Origin of the sequence: Streptomyces sp. GDS52 (assembly GCF_052246875.1) — a bacterium.
Taxonomy (GTDB): Bacteria; Actinomycetota; Actinomycetes; order Streptomycetales; family Streptomycetaceae; genus Streptomyces; species Streptomyces cathayae.
Window position 1 is genome coordinate 2,033,812 of the sequence record NZ_CM125966.1, and the last position, 19,734, is coordinate 2,053,545.

At 71.1% G+C, this 19,734-nt stretch carries 13 protein-coding genes; 1 reads left to right on the forward strand and 12 read right to left on the reverse strand.

Annotated features, from left to right (window positions below):
- Positions 1-152: 152 nt before the first annotated feature.
- From ACTWJ9_RS09105 to ACTWJ9_RS09135, 7 genes are all read right to left on the reverse strand, one after another.
- Entirely contained in the window at positions 153-1,502 is a 1,350-nt protein-coding gene (locus ACTWJ9_RS09105) for a hypothetical protein (RefSeq protein ID WP_387041633.1), read from the reverse strand.
- Positions 1,503-1,598: 96 nt separating this feature from the next.
- Positions 1,599-3,203: a citramalate synthase gene (gene cimA / locus ACTWJ9_RS09110; RefSeq protein WP_279333717.1), complete on the reverse strand. Its 1,605-nt coding sequence runs from the start codon at positions 3,201-3,203 to the stop codon at positions 1,599-1,601.
- 428 nt (positions 3,204-3,631) lie between these two features.
- Positions 3,632-4,720 carry a branched-chain amino acid aminotransferase gene (locus ACTWJ9_RS09115; RefSeq protein WP_387041636.1) on the reverse strand — a complete coding sequence of 363 codons (1,089 nt, stop codon included), beginning with the start codon at positions 4,718-4,720 and terminating at the stop codon, positions 3,632-3,634.
- A gap of 249 nt (positions 4,721-4,969) precedes the next feature.
- On the reverse strand, positions 4,970-6,013 hold the full coding sequence (locus ACTWJ9_RS09120) for a 3-isopropylmalate dehydrogenase (RefSeq protein WP_279333719.1): 1,044 nt from the start codon (positions 6,011-6,013) through the stop codon (positions 4,970-4,972).
- A 97-nt stretch (positions 6,014-6,110) separates the two neighbouring features.
- Positions 6,111-6,242, reverse strand: coding sequence for a hypothetical protein (locus ACTWJ9_RS09125; protein ID WP_272932900.1), 132 nt, complete (start codon positions 6,240-6,242; stop codon positions 6,111-6,113).
- Between the two features lie 399 nt (positions 6,243-6,641).
- On the reverse strand, positions 6,642-8,282 hold the full coding sequence (gene pruA, locus ACTWJ9_RS09130) for an L-glutamate gamma-semialdehyde dehydrogenase (RefSeq protein ID WP_279333720.1): 1,641 nt from the start codon (positions 8,280-8,282) through the stop codon (positions 6,642-6,644).
- 54 nt (positions 8,283-8,336) lie between these two features.
- Positions 8,337-9,263, reverse strand: coding sequence for a proline dehydrogenase family protein (locus ACTWJ9_RS09135; RefSeq protein WP_279333721.1), 927 nt, complete (start codon positions 9,261-9,263; stop codon positions 8,337-8,339).
- A 178-nt stretch (positions 9,264-9,441) separates the two neighbouring features.
- Here ACTWJ9_RS09135 and ACTWJ9_RS09140 point away from each other — a divergent pair, with 178 nt between their 5' ends.
- Complete coding sequence (locus tag ACTWJ9_RS09140; protein WP_279333722.1) at positions 9,442-10,677, forward strand: PucR family transcriptional regulator; 1,236 nt, start codon at positions 9,442-9,444, stop codon at positions 10,675-10,677.
- Positions 10,678-10,854: 177 nt separating this feature from the next.
- On the opposite strand, the gene serA is transcribed toward ACTWJ9_RS09140, so the two are convergent.
- The 5 genes from serA to ACTWJ9_RS09165 form a co-directional block, all read right to left on the reverse strand.
- A complete protein-coding gene (gene serA, locus ACTWJ9_RS09145; RefSeq protein WP_279333723.1) occupies positions 10,855-12,444 on the reverse strand; it encodes a phosphoglycerate dehydrogenase in 1,590 nt (529 codons plus the stop codon).
- Positions 12,445-12,815: 371 nt separating this feature from the next.
- A complete protein-coding gene (ilvC, locus tag ACTWJ9_RS09150; protein WP_279333724.1) occupies positions 12,816-13,814 on the reverse strand; it encodes a ketol-acid reductoisomerase in 999 nt (332 codons plus the stop codon).
- Between the two features lie 118 nt (positions 13,815-13,932).
- Complete coding sequence (gene ilvN, locus ACTWJ9_RS09155) at positions 13,933-14,457, reverse strand: acetolactate synthase small subunit (RefSeq protein WP_279333725.1); 525 nt, start codon at positions 14,455-14,457, stop codon at positions 13,933-13,935.
- A 21-nt stretch (positions 14,458-14,478) separates the two neighbouring features.
- Positions 14,479-16,386: an acetolactate synthase large subunit gene (locus tag ACTWJ9_RS09160; protein WP_387036386.1), complete on the reverse strand. Its 1,908-nt coding sequence runs from the start codon at positions 16,384-16,386 to the stop codon at positions 14,479-14,481.
- A gap of 228 nt (positions 16,387-16,614) precedes the next feature.
- Positions 16,615-19,683 carry a putative bifunctional diguanylate cyclase/phosphodiesterase gene (locus ACTWJ9_RS09165; protein WP_279333727.1) on the reverse strand — a complete coding sequence of 1,023 codons (3,069 nt, stop codon included), beginning with the start codon at positions 19,681-19,683 and terminating at the stop codon, positions 16,615-16,617.
- Positions 19,684-19,734: the final 51 nt, after the last annotated feature.

The window sequence follows — 19,734 nt, forward strand, 5'->3', positions numbered from 1 at the left end:
CGACGGCGCGGCCCTGACCGCCGCCACCCCTGAGCGCGCCCGCCCCCCGTCACCCCCGTACGGGAGGGCGGGCGCTCGGCGTCCTCGGGCCTGACCTCGAACCCGGCCGTGGGCACGGACCCGGTGTCCGGAGTTTCCCCGGGGCCCGGCGTTCAGAACCCTCCGCCGAAGTCCCCGCCGCCGAAGCCGCCGCCACCGCCGAAGTCTCCCCCGCCGAAGCCGCCGCCGAAGTCCCCGCTGTCGAAGTCGGCGCCGGAGACGTCTCCGCCCGTGTAACCGCCGAAGTCTCCGTAGCCGGAGCCGTAGTCGGCCGCGTAGGAGGGGCCGGCCATCATGCCGCCGAGCACCGTGCCGACCAGCAGACCGGGCAGCAGGCCGCCGCCGAAGTAGCCGCCCGCCCAGGGGCCGTAGGCCGGGCCCGCCTCCCAGTAGGGGCGGCGGCCCAGGTCGGTGTCGACCTCGCGGACGGCCGGCTCGTGGCCGTCGGCCAGGCGGGCCCGGTCCGCCGCACAGACCGGGACCTCCCGCTCGGTGCCGCCGGCGGGCCTCCAGAGGGCGTCGGCGACCGAGGGGCCGTGGCGCGGGTCGAAGAAGCAGGGCGGCCTGCGCTCCGGCAGCGGCCGGCCCGCACGGCGGGCGTCGAGCCGTGCCAGCGCGAAGCGGCCGTCCTCCACGGCCTGGGTGACCGCGCGGACGTCCTCCGGCCTGCCGGCCGCGTCCATCAGTTGCTTGGACTGCTCGTAGGAGTCCAGCGCGCGCCCGTAGTCGGCGCGCATGGCGTCGTCGGCGCCGGGCTCACCGGGGCGGAAGTCGAGCCGGTCGAGTTCCTCGCCGAACGCGGTGATGTCCTCGTCGACCACCACCCGCAGCTTCTCCAGCGCGGCCCGCTGCTCCTCCTCATGACGGCGCCGGTTGCGCCGGGACACCGCGTACACGCCCGCGCCGCCGGCGGCCAGCAGGGTGCCGACGGTGATCAGCCCGCCGACGGGGGCGCCGTCGGACCCGCCGCTCCAGGAACTCGGCGCCGAACCGCCGACGTTGCGCAGCGCGTCGTCGACGAAGTCGTTCAGCTGGGCCTTGGCGTCGCCCGCGTCCTGCGTGGCCGTGACCAGGTTCTGCACGCCCTGGCGGCTCAGCACGCCGCTGTCGGCGCGCGCGTCGAACGCGTCGCCGAGCCGGATGCCGTACAGGCCGGTGACGCCGGTCTCGGTACGCAGGTTCCGGAAGAGGTTCCCGGTGGGGTAGCCGGCCGGGAGGACCGCCACGAGGACGGGTTTGTCCGCGTCCTCGATCTTGTTCGCGAGGGCCTCGGCGTCCGCCTCGGACAGGATGTCCCTCGCCGCGGGGTCGACGTAGACGGGACTCTCGCGCAGAGCCTGGGCCACGGTGGAGAGGTCGGTGGCCGCGTGCGCACCCGGCGCCCCGGCCATCAGGACCGCCAACGCGGCGGCCACGGGCACGATCAGCAGGCGTACGAGGGTACGCGTCAGCGCGTCCTTCATATGTTCGAAGCTACCCGAACCGGCCCGGAAACGGGCATCCGGGCCCGGCAGGGATTCCTCCGCGACGGCGCGAAGTCCCTGCCGGGCCCGGTCCGCTCAGGCCGCCGGTTCGACCCCGGCCCGCAGCAGGCCGTAGGTGTACGCGTCCTCCAGTGCCTGCCAGGACGCGGCGATGACGTTGTCCCCGACGCCCAGGGTCGACCACTCCCCCGCGCCGTCGGACGTGGAGATCAGGACCCGGGTGGTGGAGTGCGTGCCGTGCTTGCCCTCGAGGATGCGGACCTTGTAGTCGACCAGTTCCAGCTTGGCGAGCTGCGGGTAGATCCGCTCCAGGGCGACGCGCAGGGCCCGGTCCAGGGCGTTGACCGGGCCGTTGCCCTCCGCCGTGGCGACGATGCGCTCGTTCTCGGCCCACAGCTTCACCGTGGCCTCGTTGGCGTGGGTGCCGTCGGGGCGGTCCTCGACGATCGCGCGCCAGGACTCGACCTCGAAGTACTTCAGCTGCCGGCCCTCGACCTCCGCGCGCAGCAGCAGTTCGAAGCTGGCGTCGGCGGCCTCGTACGTGTAGCCCTTGAGCTCGCGTTCCTTGACCCGCTCCACGACCCGGCCGACCAGTTCGCGGTCGTCTCCCAGGTCGATGCCGAGTTCCTTGCCCTTGAGCTCGATGGAGGCGCGGCCGGCCATGTCGGACACCAGCATCCGCATGGTGTTGCCGACCCGCTCCGGGTCGATGTGCTGGTACAGGTCCGGGTCGACCTTGATGGCGGAGGCGTGCAGGCCGGCCTTGTGGGCGAAGGCGGAGACACCCACGTAGGGCTGGTGGGTGGAGGGGGTGAGGTTGACGACCTCGGCGATGGCGTGCGAGATGCGCGTCATCTCCCGGAGCCGGCCCTCGGGCAGGACCTTCTTGCCGTACTTGAGCTCCAGCGCCGCCACCACCGGGAACAGGTTGGAGTTGCCGACCCGCTCGCCGTAGCCGTTGGCCGTGCACTGGACGTGGGTGGCGCCCGCGTCGACGGCGGCGAGGGTGTTGGCGACCGCGCACCCGGTGTCGTCCTGGGCGTGGATGCCGAGCCGGGCGCCGGTGTCGGCGAGCACCGTGGAGACCACGGCCTGGATCTGGGCGGGGAGCATGCCGCCGTTGGTGTCGCACAGGACGACGACGTCGGCACCGGCCTGTGCGGCCGCGCGGACGACCGACTTGGCGTACTCGGGGTTGGCGCGGTAGCCGTCGAAGAAGTGCTCGCAGTCGACGAACACCCGGCGGCCCTCGGCTTTGAGGAAGGCGACGGTGTCGCGGACCATCTCCAGGTTCTCGTCCAGGGTGGTGCGCAGGGCGAGCTCGACATGCCGGTCGTGGGACTTGGCTACCAGCGTGATCACCTGCGCGCCGGAGGCGAGCAGCGCCCTGACCTGCGGATCCTCGGCGGCGGTGGTGCCGGCGCGACGGGTGGCGCCGAAGGCGACCAACTGGGCGTGCCGGAACTCGATCTCCTGCTGGGCACGGGCGAAGAACTCGGTGTCCCTCGGGTTCGCGCCCGGCCAGCCGCCCTCGATGAAGCCCACACCGAAGTCGTCCAGGTGCCGTGCAATGGCCAGCTTGTCGGCGACCGTGAGGTTGATGCCCTCGCGCTGGGCGCCGTCGCGCAGGGTGGTGTCGAAGACGTGGAACGAGTCGTCGGGCTCGCTGGTTGCGGTCATGGTCTGAAGGCTCCTGATGTTGGATCTCGGTCTACCGGAATGACCGGTTCCACCGTCCCCCCATGGTCCCTCGCGCCGGCTCCCCGGCTTCTGGTGGGCCAGGAAACAGAAAAACCTCTCGCGGGTGCGAGAGGTCTGCGCGCGGGTCGAGGACGACGATGTCCGCCCGTACGTTGTCGTACGGACGGTCACTGCGGACCGGCGCGCCTGCTGCCAATAATCGTGGCGAACGAGAGCACGGGGGCAGTGTGGCACAAACCGGCCCGACGATCACCGTCCGTCTCAGGATACGGGCGCCGGGTGTCCGCTCTGCAGCGCCCTGACCTCACCGCCCCCGCCGCCCCCGCCGGACGGGCCGCCGCGGACGTGGGGTCCGGGCGGCCCTGACGGCCCTGACGGCCCTGACGGGGCGGACGGGGCGGACGGGGTCAGCCCAGGGGGTGCATCCAGCCCTGCTTGTCCTCGGCCGTGCCGCGCTGGATGTCGAGCAGGGCCTGACGCAGGCGCATGGTGACCTCGCCGGGCTCACCGCCGCTGTGCTGCCACTCGGCGCCGGCCCGCTTGACGGTGCCGACGGGCGTGATGACGGCCGCGGTACCGCAGGCGAACACCTCGGCGAGGGTGCCGTTCTCGGCGTCGCGCTGCCACTGGTCGACGGAGACCCGCTCCTCGACGGCCTCGTAGCCGAGGTCGCGGGCGACGCTCAGCAGGGAGTCACGGGTGACGCCCTCCAGGATGGAGCCGGTGAGGGTCGGCGTGACGATCTTGTTGCCGTACACGAAGTACAGGTTCATGCCTCCGAGCTCCTCGACCCAGGTGTGCTCCACGGCGTCGAGGTAGCAGACCTGGTCGCAGCCCTTGGCCGCGGCCTCGGCCTGGGCGAGCAGCGAGGCGGCGTAGTTGCCGCCGGTCTTCGCGTCGCCCATCCCGCCGGGGACGGCGCGGACGCGGTCCTCGGAGACCCAGATGGAGACCGGCTTCACACCGCCGGGGAAGTAGGCGCCGGCCGGGGAGGCGATCACCAGGAACAGGTACTCGTTGGCGGGCTTGACGCCCAGCCCGACCTCGGTGGCGATCATGAAGGGGCGCAGGTAGAGGGATTCCTCACCGCCGTGCGCCGGCACCCACGCCTTGTCCTGGCCGACCAGCGCGTCGCACGCCTCGATGAACGTCTCCACCGGCAGCTCGGGCATCGCGAGGCGGCGGGCGGAGCGCTGGAAACGTTCGGCGTTCTTCTCGGGGCGGAAGGTGGCGACGGACCCGTCGGGCCTGCGGTAGGCCTTCAGGCCCTCGAAGATCTCCTGCGCGTAGTGCAGGACGTGGGTCGCCGGGTCGAGGGGGATCGGCGCGTACGGGACGAGCTGTCCGTCGTGCCAGCCGCGGCCCTCGGTCCACTTGATCGTCACCATGTGGTCGGTGAAGTGGCGGCCGAACCCCGGATTGGCCAGGATCGCCTCCCGCTCGGTGTCCGAGAGGGGGTGGGCGGAAGGCTTGAGCTCGATCGTGGGCGTCGTCATGAGTGGTTGTCCTTCACCGGTTGTAGTGACGGGCCGCGCTCACGCCCGTACGGCCGTGGCCAGTGGTAGGACGTCCGAGCATTCCCTCATTCCGCGGCTCCGCGTTCGATTATCGCCCGGAGGCGGCGGCGGAGGGAATACGGGGTGAATGCGGCCCGGTGGTCGATGGTGGCACCCGGCGGGGACAGGGGGAAGCCGCCGGGCGGTTGCGACCGGCGGCTTCGAGTGGTGTCGAGTGTGCGCGCCCGGTCAGCCGGCTACGCGTACGGCGAGCGCGTCGCCGATCTCGGAGGTGCTGCGCGCGGGCAGCCCGCCGCGCTCCGCGAGGTCGGCGGAGACGGCCTCCTCGATGCGGGCCGCCTCGGCTTCGTGGCCGAGGTGGCGCAGCAGGAGGGCGACGGAGAGAACCGTGGCGCTCGGGTCCGCCTTGCCCTGGCCGGCGATGTCCGGGGCCGAGCCGTGCACCGGCTCGAACATCGACGGGAACGCGCCGGACGGGTTGATGTTCCCGCTCGCGGCGACGCCGATGCCGCCGGAGACGGCCGCGGCGAGGTCGGTGATGATGTCACCGAAGAGGTTGTCGGTGACGATCACGTCGAACCGGGCCGGGTCGGTGACCAGGTAGATCGTCGCGGCGTCGACGTGGATGTAGTCGGTGGTGACCTCGGGGAACTCCGCGGCCACCTTGTGGAAGACGTTCGTCCACAGGTGTCCGGCGAAGGTCAGCACGTTGTTCTTGTGGACCAGCGTGAGCTTCTTGCGCGGGCGGGCCTGGGCGCGGGCGAAGGCGTCACGGACCACGCGCTCGACACCGAAGGCCGTGTTGACGGAGACCTCGGTGGCGACCTCGTGCTCGGTGCCCTTGCGGATGGTGCCGCCGTTGCCGGTGTACGGGCCCTCGGTGCCCTCGCGGACGACGAGGAAGTCGATCTCCGGTTGCCCCGCGAGCGGCGTGGCCACGCCCGGCAGGAGCTTCGACGGCCGCAGGTTGACGTGGTGGTCGAAGGCGAAGCGGAGCTTGAGCAGGAAGCCGCGCTCCAGGACGCCGGAGGGGACGCTCGGGTCGCCGATCGCGCCGAGCAGGATGGCGTCGTGCTGCTTCAGCGCGTCGAGGTCGGCGTCGGTGAGGGTCTCACCGGTGGCGTGGTAGCGCCGCGCGCCGAAGTCGAACTCCTTGGTCTCCAGCTTCACATCCTGCGGAAGGACGGCGGAGAGGACCTTGAGACCTTCGGTCACGACCTCCTGGCCGATGCCGTCACCGGGAATCACTGCGAGATTGATGCTGCGAGACATGCGGGCACCCTACTCCTCGTCCCATGCTCTGACACGAGCCGTCCGGGATGCGGACACCCGCATGGGGGAACCGTCGGCCGGCACCGCGCGGAGCGGCTCAGTGGCCGGTCGACCCGCCGTTGTCCCGGCGGTCGAGGGCCCGCTGGAGGGCGGCTGCGGCGTTCTTGCGGTCGGACTCGCTCGTACGGGAGGCGTGACGGACGCGGCGGCGGACAGCGGTCTCGGGCATGGGGATCGACTCCTTCGACAAGCCTGGTGCGACGGGAACGGCGGGAAGCCCGGGAACCATGGGACCCATGGAAACCACAGGAACCACAGGAACCACGGAAATACCGTGAGGAAAACGCGTCACCGGAAGGGGCGGGGAGCGGGGGCCGCAGGGATTGCCTGCACGGGGCCCGGCTCACGACCGCCGTTCGCTTGATCGAGCGAGACGTTCGGCTCCTACAAAAATAAGGGCGCGCGGGGCATCTGTCTGCACAATTACTCGGACTTCCTACTATCTGAGACGGTGGACCGCGTCACACCGCCACGACCTGCGAAAACGTCGGACGGGCCAGGTCCCTGCGACCTGGCCCGTCCGACGGGGCAGCGGCAGCGGGTACGAAGGTCCCGCTGCCGGGGGGCGTCAGCCCATGTGCGGGTACGGGTAGTCGGTCGGCGGGACCAGCGTCTCCTTGATGGCACGGGTCAGGGTCCAGCGCATCAGGTTCTGCGGGGCGCCGGCCTTGTCGTTGGTGCCGGAGGCGCGACCGCCGCCGAAGGGCTGCTGGCCGACGACGGCACCGGTCGACTTGTCGTTGATGTAGAAGTTGCCGGCCGCGTAGCGCAGCTTCTCCATCGTGTACGCGGCGGCCGCGCGGTCGTTCGCGATGACCGAGCCGGTCAGCGCGTAGTCGGACACCGACTCCATCTGGGTCAGCATCTCGTCGTACTTCTCGGCGGAGCTGTCGTCGTAGACGTGCACGGCGAGGAACGGGCCGAAGTACTCGGTGCGGAAGACCTCGTTGTCCGGGTCGTCGCACTCGACGACGGTCGGACGGACGAAGTAGCCGACGGAGTCGTCGTAGCTGCCGCCCGCGACGATCGTGCAGGACGGGTCCGCCTCGGCGCGGTCGATCGCGGCCTTGTTCTTGGCGAAGGCCCGCTCGTCGATGACGGCGCCGATGAAGTTGGACAGGTCGGTGACGTCACCCATCTTGATGCCGTCGATCTCGGCGGCGAACTCCTCCTTGAACCCGGAGTTCCAGATGGACGCCGGGATGTACGCGCGGGAGGTCGCCGAGCACTTCTGGCCCTGGTACTCGAAGGCACCGCGGGTCAGGGCCGTCTTGAGGATCGCGCGGTCGGCCGACGGGTGGGCGACGACGAAGTCCTTGCCGCCGGTCTCACCGACCAGCCGCGGGTAGGTGCGGTACTTCTCGATGTTGTTGCCGACCGTCTTCCACAGGTGCTGGAAGGTCTTGGTCGAGCCCGTGAAGTGGATGCCCGCCAGGTCCCGGTGCTCGAGCGCGACCTCGGAGACCTCGATGCCGTCACCGGTGACGAGGTTGATGACGCCCTTGGGCAGTCCGGCCTCCTCCAGCAGCCGCATCAGCAGCACGGCGGCGTGGGTCTGGGTCGGGGACGGCTTCCAGACCACGACGTTGCCCATCAGCGCGGGCGCGGTGGGCAGGTTGGCGGCGATCGCGCTGAAGTTGAACGGCGTGATCGCGTAGACGAAGCCCTCCAGCGGGCGGTGGTCCATGCGGTTCCACACGCCCGGCGAGTTGGCCGGGGGCTGCTCGGCCAGGATGCCGCGCGCGTAGTGGACGTTGAACCGCCAGAAGTCGATCAGCTCGCAGGGGCTGTCGATCTCGGCCTGCTGGGCGGTCTTGGACTGACCCAGCATGGTGGAGGCGGCGATGGTCTCGCGCCAGGGGCCCGAGAGCAGTTCGGCGGCGCGCAGGATGATCGCCGCACGGTCGTCGAAGGACATCGCGCGCCAGGCGGGGGCGGCGGCCAGGGCGGCGTCGATCGCGTCCTGGGCGTCCTGCCGGGTGGCGTTGGCGTAGGTGCCCAGGCGCGCCTTGTGGTTGTGCGGCTGCACGACGTCGAAGCGCTCGCCGCCGCCCATCCGCTTCTCGCCGCCGATGGTGCAGGGCAGGTCGACCGGGTTGTCGGCCAGCTCCTTGAGCTTGGTCTCCAGTCGGGCCCGCTCGGGCGTGCCGGGGGCGTAGCCGTGCACCGGCTCGTTGACGGGCGTGGGGACCTGGGTCACAGCGTCCATTGTGTGCGTACTCCTTGACTTGAGCGGTGAGTGGGTGAGCGGTGCCGCTCGGGCTCAGCCCTTGCTGACCATCGAGCGCAGGAAGAAGCGCAGGTTCGCCGGCTTCTCCGCCAGACGGCGCATGAAGTAGCCGTACCAGTCGGTGCCGTAGGCCGTGTAGACCCGCATGCGGTGGCCTTCGGCGGCCAGGCGCAGGTGCTCGTCGCCGCGGATGCCGTAGAGCATCTGGAACTCGTACTCGCCGATCTTGCGTCCGGCGGTGCGGGCGAGTTCCTGGGTGATGGAGATCAGACGAGGATCGTGGGACCCGATCATCGGGTACCCCTCGCCCTCCATCAGCGTCCGCAGGATGCGCACGTACGCCTTGTCGATCTCGTGCTTCTGCTGGTGGGCGACCTCGGCGGGTTCCTTGTAGGCGCCCTTCACCAACCGTACGCGGCTGCCGTCGGCGGCGAGGCGGCGCGCGTCGGCCTCGGTGCGGAAGAGGTAGGCCTGGATGACGCAGCCGGTCTGCGGGAAGTCCTTCCGCAGCTCCTCGTGGATGGCGAACATCGAGTCGAGGGTGGTGTGGTCCTCGGCGTCGAGGGTGACGGTGGTGCCGATCGCGGCGGCGGCCTCGACGACCGGGCGGACGTTGGCGAGCGCCCGTTCGTGGCCGCCGGGGAGCGCCTGGCCGAACATCGACAGCTTCACCGACATCTCGGCGCGGGTGCCGAGCGCCAGCGGCCCCAGCCGGTCGATCAGCTCCAGGTACGCGTCGCGTGCGGCGGCGGCCTGCTCGGGGGTGGTGATGTCCTCGCCGACGACGTCCATGGTCAGTTCCAGGCCGCTGCCGGTGAGTTCCCGGACGATCGGCAGGACCTCGTCGACGGTCTCACCGGGGATGAAGCGGTCGACGACCTGCTTGGTCACCGGGGCCGCCGAGACCAGGCGTCGCATCCGGTCGCTGCGCGACGCGGCGAGAATCACGGGACCCAGCACGGGGCACCTCCACAAGCTGCGAAACGGCCGTCACCCGACGTTTCGGGTACGGCACGGAGAACCACCGTGAAACCTAGGGATTCCTCCGAGCGTGGGCCATCGACAGCTGTCACGCATCCGCGCCGCCGATCTCAGACAGGTGTATGAAGGCCGCGCGGTTCTGCGGGACAATGCGGGGGTGACGTCGGAACGCAGGGGCGACTACCAGGAGCTGGTGGACGAGATCTCGGAGCTGCTGGGCGCTCCGGCGACCCTGGAGAACCGCGACTTCGAGCTGATCGCGTTCGGGGCGTACGACAGCGAGGGCGACCTCGATCCGTCCGCGCTGGACCCGGTGCGCACCCGCTCGATCCTGACCCGCCGTTCGACGGTCGCCGTCCGCACCTGGTTCGAGGGTTTCGGCATCACCCGCGCGACCGGTCCGGTGCGCATCCCGCGCACCCCGGAGGCGGGTGTGCACCGCGGACGCATCTGCCTGCCGGTACGCCACAAGGGTGTCGTCCTCGGCTATGTCTGGCTGCTGGACTACGACCCGGGCCCCTCCGAGGTGCAGCTGAGCGCGGCCATGGGAGTGGCGGCCCGGATCGGGGCGCTGCTCGCCGACGAGGCGCAGCACGGCGCGGACCTGACCCGCGAGCTGCGGGCCGTCCTCGGTGCGGAACGCGACTGGCAGCGCGGCATGGCGGTCGCCGAACTCCGTACCGCCCTCGGTGGCCGCGCCGACGGCCCGCACGTCATGGTCTGTGTGGCCCCGTGGCCCTCCGCCGATCCCGACGACGCCCCGTCGGTCCGTACGGTGCCGGGCGCGACGGCGCTGTGCACCCTGCCGTGGGGGGCCGCGGACGTGTCGCTGGCGCTGCTGCTGCGGCTGCGCGCGTCCGACGTGCTGGCCCCGGCGACGGCGGCCGCCTCGCGGCTCCTGGAGCGGGCGCACGGCAGCGGCTCCGGGCCCCGGGGCGGGGCGGTCGGCGCGCGGGAGGGCTCGGGCGGCCGTTCCGGTCCCGCCGTGGCCGCCGGGATCGCCGCGCCCCGCGCCGGCCTCGCCGAACTCGACGTCGCCTGGGGCGAGGCGTCGGCGGCGGCCCGCGCCGCCCTGGCCGAGCCCCGGTTCGGCCCGGCGGCCCGGTGGACCTCGATCGGCCCCTACCGGCTCCTGACCGCACTCCCCGCGCGGGCCGCCCACGACCCCGTCGTCGGCCCGCTGCTCGCCCCGGCGCACCGGGAACTCGCCCGCACCGCCGAGACCTACCTCGACTGCGCGGGCCGGGCCGGCCGCACGGCCGGCGAGCTGGGCGTCCACCGTCAGACCCTGTACTACCGCCTGTCCCGCATCGAGCAGCTGACCGGCCTCGACCTGGACGACGGCGAGGACCGGCTCCTGCTGCACATGGCGCTGAAGGCGCACCGCCTGTGATCTGATCACCGGGAGCCGCGTCGGCGCCGGGGACGGCCTTGCTCTCCCGGCCGACGAAAAAGACAGGAAAGACGGGCAGGACGGGTAAGGCGCCGGGCAGCCGAGACGGTTCTCGGCCGCCCGGCGCCTTTCAGTCCGGACGGGGGCCCGGGGGCGGGGCTCCCGGGGACGGCGGGATCAGACCAGCTCCACCGACCGGGCCGACGTCGCCCCGATCTCCGCCGAGAGCTCACCCAGCACCGCGGGGGACACCGTGTCGTCGACCGTCAGCACGGCGAGCGCCTCGCCGCCGACCGTCGCACGGGCGACCTGCATGCCGGCGATGTTGATGCCCGCCTCGCCCAGGATGCGGCCCACGGTGCCGACGACACCCGGACGGTCCTCGTAGCGCAGGACAACCATGTGGTCGGCGAGCGCGAGGTCCACGTCGTAGTCGCCGACCGCGACGATCTTCTGGACGTTCTTGTGCCCGGCCAGCGTGCCGGAGACCGCGATCTCCTCGCCGTCGGCGAGGGTGCCGCGCACGGTGACCACGTTGCGGTGGTCGGCCGACTCGGAGCTGGTGGTCAGCCGCACCTCGACGCCCCGCTCCTGGGCGAACAGGGGCGCGTTCACATAGGACACCGTCTCGTCGACGACGTCCTCGAAGACGCCCTTGAGCGCCGAGAGCTCCAGCACCTTCACGTCGTGCTGGGTGATCTCGCCGTACACCTCGACGTCGAGGCGGACCGCGACCTCACCGGCGAGCGCGGTGAAGATCCGGCCGAGGCGCTCGGCGAGCGGCAGGCCCGGCTTGACGTCCTCGGCGATGACCCCGCCCTGCACGTTCACCGCGTCCGGGACCAGCTCACCGGCGAGCGCGAGGCGCACCGAACGGGCGACGGCGATGCCGGCCTTCTCCTGGGCCTCGTCGGTGGAGGCACCGAGGTGCGGGGTGCAGACGACCTGGTCGAACTCGAACAGCGGGGAGTCCGTGCACGGCTCCTTCGCGTACACGTCGAGGCCCGCGCCGGCGACGCGGCCCTCCTTGAGCGCCGCGTACAGCGCCTCCTCATCGACGATGCCGCCGCGCGCGGCGTTGATGACGCGCACGCTCGGCTTGACCTTGCGCAGCGCCTCGTCGCCGATCAGGCCGAGCGTCTCGGGGGTCTTGGGCAGGTGGACGGTGATGAAGTCGGAGACCTCGAGCAGCTCGTCCAGCGTCAGCACCTTCACCCCCATCTGCGCGGCCCGCGCGGGCTGCACATAGGGGTCGTAGGCGACGATCTTCATGCCGAAGGCGGACATGCGCTGCGCGACGAGGGCGCCGATCCGCCCCAGACCCACGACGCCGAGGGTCTTCTCGGCGAGCTCGACGCCCGTGTACTTGCTGCGCTTCCACTCGTGGTTCTTCAGCGCGGCGTTGGCCTGCGGGATGTTGCGCGCGGTGGCGACGATCAGTCCGCAGGCGAGTTCCGCGGCGGTCACGATGTTCGAGGTGGGGGCGTTGACCACCATCACGCCCGCCTTGGTGGCGGCGGAGACGTCGACGTTGTCCAGGCCGACTCCGGCCCGCGCGACGACCTTGAGCTTCTTCGCGGCGGCGATGGCCTCGGCGTCGACCTTGGTGGCGGAGCGGATCAGGATCGCGTCCACGTCGGCGATGGCGGGCAGGAGCTCCGCCCGGTCCGCGCCGTTGCAGTGGCGGATCTCGAAGTCCGGGCCGAGCGCGTCCACGGTCGCGGGCGACAGTTCTTCGGCGATGAGTACGACAGGTTTCGAGCTCACGTGAGTCCTCACATGTCCATGGGGGCTACCACCCGTGCACGGGTGGCGCCACGAGGGAGGACGGCCGTCCCGACGGCCGCATGCGGTGGAGGGGAGCGGCGCCGGGGTGGCCTGCATTCCTCGGTGTCGCTCAGCCGCGTGGAAGACGCACGACGCTGTGGGCCTGACGCGTATGTCTCAGCAGTGTAGTGGCGCCGGGGCCCCGTCCTGCGTCACCGCAAAAGGATCATCCGGAAGTGGCCGGGCAGGCCTGTCGGCGAAGAATCCAGCCCCTGTGGCGTGGGAGATACGGGGGTGTGGGGCGAAGCCTCCGCGACGGCGCCGGCGGGGCCGGGGCGGCCCGGGCGCGGCACCGTCGCGGAGTGCTCGGCTCACGCGTCTTCGTCGACCCAGCTCATGAGCTTGCGCAGCTCCTTGCCGGTGGTCTCCAGGAGGTGCTCGGAGTCCTGCTTCTTGTACTCGTTGTACTTCTTCAGACCGCCGTGGTACTCGTCCATCCACTGCTGGGCGAAGGTGCCGTCCTGGATCTCGGCGAGGACCTTCCTCATCTCGGCCTTGGTGGCGTCGGTGATGATCCGCGGGCCGGTGACGTAGTCGCCCCACTCGGCGGTCTCGGAGATCGACCAGCGCATCTTCTCCAGGCCGCCCTCGTACATGAGGTCGACGATCAGCTTCAGCTCGTGCAGGCACTCGAAGTAGGCGATCTCCGGCTGGTAGCCCGCCTCGGTCAGGGTCTCGAAGCCCGCCTTGACCAGCGCCGCGGTGCCACCGCACAGGACGGCCTGCTCACCGAACAGGTCGGTCTCGGTCTCCTCGGTGAAGGTGGTCTTGATGACGCCGGCGCGGGTGCCGCCGATGCCCTTGGCGTACGACAGGGCCAGCGCGAAGGCGTTGCCCGTGGCGTCCTGCTCGACGGCCGCGATGCAGGGAACGCCGCGGCCCTCCTCGTACTGGCGGCGCACCAGGTGGCCCGGGCCCTTGGGGGCGACCATGCAGACGTCCACGCCGGCCGGCGGCTTGATGAAGCCGTAGCGGATGTTCAGGCCGTGACCGAAGAACAGGGCGTCGCCGTCCTTCAGGTTGCCCTTGATGTGCTCCTCGTAGACCTGGGCCTGGATCGGGTCCGGGACGAGGATCATGATGACGTCGGCCTCGGCCGCGGCCTCGGACGGGGTCACCACGCGCAGGCCCTGCTCCTCGGCCTTGGCCTTGGACGTGGAGCCCTCGTGCAGACCGACGCGCACGTCGACGCCGGAGTCGCGCAGCGACAGGGCGTGGGCGTGGCCCTGGCTGCCGTAACCGATGACCGCGACCTTGCGGCCCTGGATGATGGACAGGTCGGCGTCGGCGTCGTAGAACAGCTCGGCCACTTTGGGTTCTCTCCTTGTGTGCGGGTGTCGCGTCCCACCGTATGACGGCGAGGGGGCGGGAAGTTTTGGAGTCTCGGAATACGGGCGGCCGGGAGTGTCGCCGACCGCCCGGTCCGTCTTACGCCGATCGGTCGAGAGCGCGCAGCGACCGGTCGGTGATCGAACGGGCACCGCGCCCGATCGCGATCGTCCCGGACTGGACCAGCTCCTTGATGCCGAACGGTTCCAGCATCTTGAGCATGGCGGACAGTTTGTCGCTGCTGCCGGTGGCCTCGATGGTGACGGCCTCCGGGGAGACGTCCACCGTCTTGGCGCGGAACAGCTGGACGATCTCGACGATCTGGGAACGCGTCTCGTTGTCGGCGCGCACCTTCACCAGAACGAGCTCGCGCTGAACGGCCTGGGCCGGCTCGAGTTCGACGATCTTCAGCACGTTGACGAGCTTGTTGAGCTGCTTGGTCACCTGCTCCAGCGGGAACTCCTCGACGCTCACCACGATGGTGATACGGGAGATGTCGGGGTGCTCGGTGACACCGACGGCGAGCGAGTCGATGTTGAAGCCGCGGCGGGAGAACAGCGCGGCGATCCGGGCCAGGATGCCGGGGGTGTTCTCCACCAGGACGGAGAGCGTGTGCTTGGACATGATCTCTTGGGTCTCTCTCGCTCAGTCGTCTTCGTTGTCGCCGAAGTCGGGTCGGACGTCGCGGGCGGCCATGATCTCGTCGTTGGAGGTGCCGGCGGCGACCATCGGCCACACCATGGCGTCCTGGTGGACGATGAAGTCGATGACGACCGGGCGGTCGTTGATCGAGTTCGCCTCCTCGATGACCTTGTCGAGGTCCGCCGGGTCCTCGCAGCGGATCGCGTGGCAGCCCATGGCCTCCGACAGCTTGACGAAGTCGGGGACGCGGGTGCCGGCGCTCCGCTGCGTGGCCGGTCCCACGGCGGAGCCGCCGTTCAGGCCGGTGGGGGCGCCGTTCGTCTCGACGGGGCCGGAGCCCAGCACGGTGTTGGAGTACCGCTGGTTGTAGAACAGGGTCTGCCACTGGCGGACCATCCCGAGAGCGCCGTTGTTGATGACGGCGACCTTGATCGGGATGTTGTTCAGGGCGCAGGTGGTGAGTTCCTGGTTGGTCATCTGGAAGCAGCCGTCGCCGTCGATCGCCCAGACGGCCCGGCCGGGCTGTCCGGCCTTGGCGCCCATGGCCGCCGGGACGGCGTAGCCCATGGTTCCGGCGCCGCCGGAGTTCAGCCAGGTGGCGGGCTTCTCGTACTGGATGAAGTGCGCGGCCCACATCTGGTGCTGGCCGACGCCCGCGGTGAAGATCGTGCCCTCGGGCGCCAGCTGTCCGATGCGCTCGATGACCTGCTGCGGGGAGAGCGAACCGTCCTCGGGCTGGTCGTAGCCCAGCGGGTAGGTGTCGCGCCAGCGGCTCAGGTCCTTCCACCAGGCCGCGTACTTCGACCTGGCGGCCTCGCCCCAGTGCTCCTCGGCGTGCTCCTTCTGGACGGCCTGGACGAGGTCGGCGAGGACCTCGCGGGCGTCACCGACGATCGGCACGTCGGCGGCGCGGTTCTTGCCGATCTCGGCCGGGTCGATGTCGGCGTGCACGATCTTGGCGTACGGGGCGAAACTGTCCAGCTTGCCGGTGACGCGGTCGTCGAAGCGGGCTCCGAGGGCGACGATCAGGTCGGCCTTCTGCAGCGCGGTGACGGCGGTGACCGAACCGTGCATGCCCGGCATTCCCACGTGCAGCGGGTGGCTGTCGGGGAATGCGCCGAGTCCCATCAGGGTGGTGGTGACGGGAGCACCGGTGAGTTCCGCGAGGACCTTCAGCTCGGCCGTGGCGCGGGCCTTGATGACGCCCCCGCCGACGTAGAGGACCGGCCGCTTCGCGGCGGTGATCAGCTTGGCCGCCTCACGGATCTGCTTGGCGTGCGGCTTGGTGACGGGCCGGTAGCCGGGCAGGTCCATGATGGGCGGCCAGGAGAAGGTGGTCTTCGCCTGGAGGGCGTCCTTGGCGATGTCCACCAGCACCGGGCCGGGGCGGCCGGTGGAGGCGATGTGGAAGGCCTGCGCGATCACCCGGGGGATGTCCTCGGCCCTGGTGACCAGGAAGTTGTGCTTGGTGATCGGCATGGTGATGCCGACGATGTCCGCTTCCTGGAAGGCGTCCGTGCCGATCGCCTTGGAGGCGACCTGGCCGGTGATCGCGACCAGCGGCACGGAGTCCATGTGCGCGTCGGCGATCGGGGTGACCAGGTTGGTGGCACCGGGGCCCGAGGTCGCCATGCAGACGCCCACCTTGCCGGTGGCCTGCGCGTACCCCGTGGCCGCGTGGCCGGCGCCCTGCTCGTGCCGGACCAGGACGTGACGCACCCGGGTGGAGTCCATCAGCGGGTCGTAGGCGGGAAGGATCGCACCGCCGGGGATGCCGAATACCGTGTCGGCGCCGACCTCCTCGAGAGAGCGAATGAGGGACTGCGCGCCCGTGACGCTCTCGGGGGCGGACTGCTGTCCTCCGGATCGGGGCCGCGGCTGCGGATGGGCCCCGGTGGCCTGCTCGGTCATCGGCTTCTCTTCTCGATGCTGAGGGTTCTTGCGAGGTTTGTGCGGTGTGTGCGGGCGGTGCGGCAGGTGCTGGTGCAACAAAAAACCCCTCGTGCCAGAAGGCAAGCGAGGGGAGCGCGCCGGGCGGGGGCGCCGAGCAGTCGTTGCTCAGCGTCAGCCGACGCGCTTTCCAAGTACGAGAATTCGGGTGCGCATGGCATTGACCCTCCCCCCGGCGTGCATCGACTGTCAAGTGGGTGGGACAGGCGTCTCACCATGTGAGCGCAGAGCCGTGCCACCTCTGAGCATGGTGGCCACCCCCGACGCGTACCCGCCGGAGCCGCCGCCCGCGAACACGGGCTCGGCCGGTCCGTGCGGCATCGGACAGCGGCCGGCGCCGAGCGCCCTGCGCAGCCGGTACTCGTCCAGGGGTCCGGAGAAGGCCACACCCTGCCCGTGCGTGCACCCCATCGCGCGGAGGGCGACGACCTGCTCGGGCAGGTCCACCCCGTCGGCCACGGACTGCATCCCGAGGTCGCCGGCGATCCGCAGCAGCCCGCTGGTGATCTTGTGCAGCCGCGCGGACTCGACCACGCCCTCGACCAGGCTGCGGTCGAGTTTGAGCACGTCCACGGGGAGCCGCCGGAGAGCGGTGATCGCCGCGTAGCCGTCGCCGAAGCCGTCCAGGGCGATGCGGACGCCGACGCGCCTGAGGGCGGCCAGGCGGCGCTCCAGCTCGTCCAGGCAGACCCGCGGGTCGGTTTCGGCCACCTCGACGACCAGCGAGCCGGAGGGCAGTCCGTACCGGGTGAGCAGGGCCTCGATCGAGCTGAGCGGCAGCGAGCGGTCCAGCAGCCGACGGGCACCGAGCCGGACGGTCACGGGCACCGACACCCCCGTCGCCTGCCGTTCGGCGGCCTGTTCGACCGCCTCCTCCAGCAGCCAGCGGTCCAGCTCGGCGGTCTTCTCGCTGTCCTCGGCGACGCGCAGGAACTCCGCGGGGGTGAACAGCACACCCTGCGCGGAACGCCAGCGCGCCTGCGCGCAGACCGAGGTGATCCTGCCGTCCTCCAGGGACACCACCGGCTGGTGCAGCAGCGCGAACTCCCCGTGGTGCAGCGCGGCGCGCAGCCGGGTGGCCAGCTCCGCCCTGCGGACGACGTCCTGCTGCATCTGCGGCCGGTACAGCTCCACCCGGCCCTTGCCGCCGGCTTTGGCCCGGTACATGGCGAGGTCCGCGTTGCGCAGCAGTTCACCCGCGCCGAGGGCCGGTTCGGCGAAGGCGACACCGATGGAGGCGTTGACCCGGACATCGTTGCCGTCGATGAGGTAGGGCTGGGACAGGGTCACTCTGAGACGGTCGGCGAGCTCCAGGATGTGCCGCTCGCGGGCCTCCCGGTCACGGGCACCGTCGCCCACGATCAGGGCGGCGAACTCGTCGCCGCCCAGCCGGGAGGCGGTGTCGCCCTTGCGGACCGCGTCCCGGAGTCTGCGGGCGGCGTGGATGAGCAGCTCGTCCCCGGCCTGGTGGCCGATGGTGTCGTTGACCGCCTTGAAGCCGTCGAGGTCGATGAAGAGCACGGCCGTGCCCCTGAGGGCGGCACCCCGGTCGGAGGCCCGGCGGCCGGACAGGGCCTGCTGGACGCGCCGGGTGAACAGGGAGCGGTTGGGCAGGTCGGTCAGCGGGTCGTGTTCGGCGTTGTGCTGGAGCTGCGCCTGCAGGCGCACTCTCTCGGTGACGTCCCGGCTGTTGAAGATGAGACCGCCGTAATGCCGGTTGACGGTCGACTCCACGTTCAGCCAGCCTCCCCCGCTCTCGGCTTCGCCCGAGCGGGAGGACCCCCCTGAGCGGGAGGTGCCCCCACCGCCGGAGCGGAAACGGCACTCGATGCGCGTGGTGGGCTCCTCCACGGGGCTGGCGGCGAGGAAACGGCGCACCTCGTGCACGACGCAGCCCAGGTCCTCCGGGTGGATGAGCTGGGCCAGTTCCGTACCCACCAGCTCCTCCGCGGGACGGCCGTACACCCCGGCGGCGGCCGGGGAGACGTAGCGGAGCATGCCGCTGGGCGCGGCGATCATGATGACGTCGCTGGAGCCCTGCACCAGGGAGCGGAAGTGGTTCTCCTTGTGCGCCAGTTCCTGGGTGAGGGTGAGGTTGTCGAGCAGCATGATGCCCTGGCGCACGACGAGTGCGAGGACCACGGTGCCACCGGTGAGCAGGACCACGCGGTCGACGCTGCGGCCGTTGAGGACGGTGTAGAGGATGCCCAGGGTGCACACGGCCGCGGCGAGGTACGGGGTGAGCGCGGCGAGGGAACCGGCTATGGGCCGGGAGACCGGATAACGGCCGCGCTCACCACCGGGCCCGGGGAGATGGTGGTGGCCGGGCCCGGGGAGATGGTGGTCGGGTCCGCCGCGCTGGCCGGGCAGGTGCTCGTGCACCACGCGCGGGTGCCCCTCGTCCTCGGACCGGTCGCTCCTCGGTCCGGTCCAGGGGGCGTACGCCAGGAGCAGCGAGCCGGCGAACCAGCCCGCGTCGAGCAGTTGCCCCGAGCGGTAGGTGTCGTGCAGCAGCGGGGAGGTGAACACGGCGTCGCACATCACGGTGAGCGCGAGCGCGCCGATCGCGGTGTTGACCGCGGAGCGGTTCACCGCCGACCGCCGGAAGTGCAGGGCGAGCACCATGCTGACCAGGGCGATGTCGAGCAGCGGATAGGCCAGGGACAGCGCGGTACGCGCCACGTCCTCACCGCCGGCCTGCGCGGCCTGGGCGAGCGCGAGGCTCCAGGCGAGGGTGAGCAGGGAGCCGCCGATCAGCCAGGCGTCCAGCCCGAGACAGACCCAGCCGGCCTTGGTCACGGGCCGTTTGGCGAGCACCAGCAGTCCGACGATGGCGGGGGGCGCGAAGCACAGGAAGAACAGGTCCGCGTAGCTGGGGCTGGGCACGGGAACGCCGAGAACGACCTCGTACCACCCCCAGACCAGGTTGCCCAGGGACGCCATGGCGGAGGAGATGCCGAACAGCATCCAGGCGGGCCGGAAGCCGACACGGCGGCCGCGCGCGTGGAGGAAGCAGGAAACGGCCGCCGCGGCCGCGGCCGCGCTCAGCCCGAAGTCACCCATGATCAGAGCGAGCCGGTCCGATCCCCAACCGAGCGCGGCCCCGATGGCATAGGCCGCGCAGACGAAGGCCAGGACGAGTTGCGGGACCAGACCCGTCCGGCGGTCCACGGCCGCCGGACGGGCCGGTGCCGCTCCGGGGGCGGACTGTGCCCGCACCGCTTCCTCGAGCGTGGACGTGGAGGCCGGCGCGCTCACCGGTCCCTCCCGGTCCGCGCTGCCTCCACGTCCCTCGGGTACCGCGACACC

What these genes read in the sequence shown, in the direction of transcription:
- ACTWJ9_RS09105 (WP_387041633.1), bottom strand. Translation starts at nt 1,502, where the DNA reads ATGAAGGACGCGCTGACGCGTACCCTCGTACGCCTGCTGATCGTGCCC.
- cimA (WP_279333717.1), bottom strand. Translation starts at nt 3,203, where the DNA reads ATGACCGCAACCAGCGAGCCCGACGACTCGTTCCACGTCTTCGACACC.
- ACTWJ9_RS09115 (WP_387041636.1), bottom strand. Translation starts at nt 4,720, where the DNA reads ATGACGACGCCCACGATCGAGCTCAAGCCTTCCGCCCACCCCCTCTCG.
- ACTWJ9_RS09120 (WP_279333719.1), bottom strand. Translation starts at nt 6,013, where the DNA reads ATGTCTCGCAGCATCAATCTCGCAGTGATTCCCGGTGACGGCATCGGC.
- ACTWJ9_RS09125 (WP_272932900.1), bottom strand. Translation starts at nt 6,242, where the DNA reads ATGCCCGAGACCGCTGTCCGCCGCCGCGTCCGTCACGCCTCCCGTACG.
- pruA (WP_279333720.1), bottom strand. Translation starts at nt 8,282, where the DNA reads ATGGACGCTGTGACCCAGGTCCCCACGCCCGTCAACGAGCCGGTGCAC.
- ilvN (WP_279333725.1), bottom strand. Translation starts at nt 14,457, where the DNA reads ATGTCCAAGCACACGCTCTCCGTCCTGGTGGAGAACACCCCCGGCATC.
- ACTWJ9_RS09160 (WP_387036386.1), bottom strand. Translation starts at nt 16,386, where the DNA reads ATGACCGAGCAGGCCACCGGGGCCCATCCGCAGCCGCGGCCCCGATCC.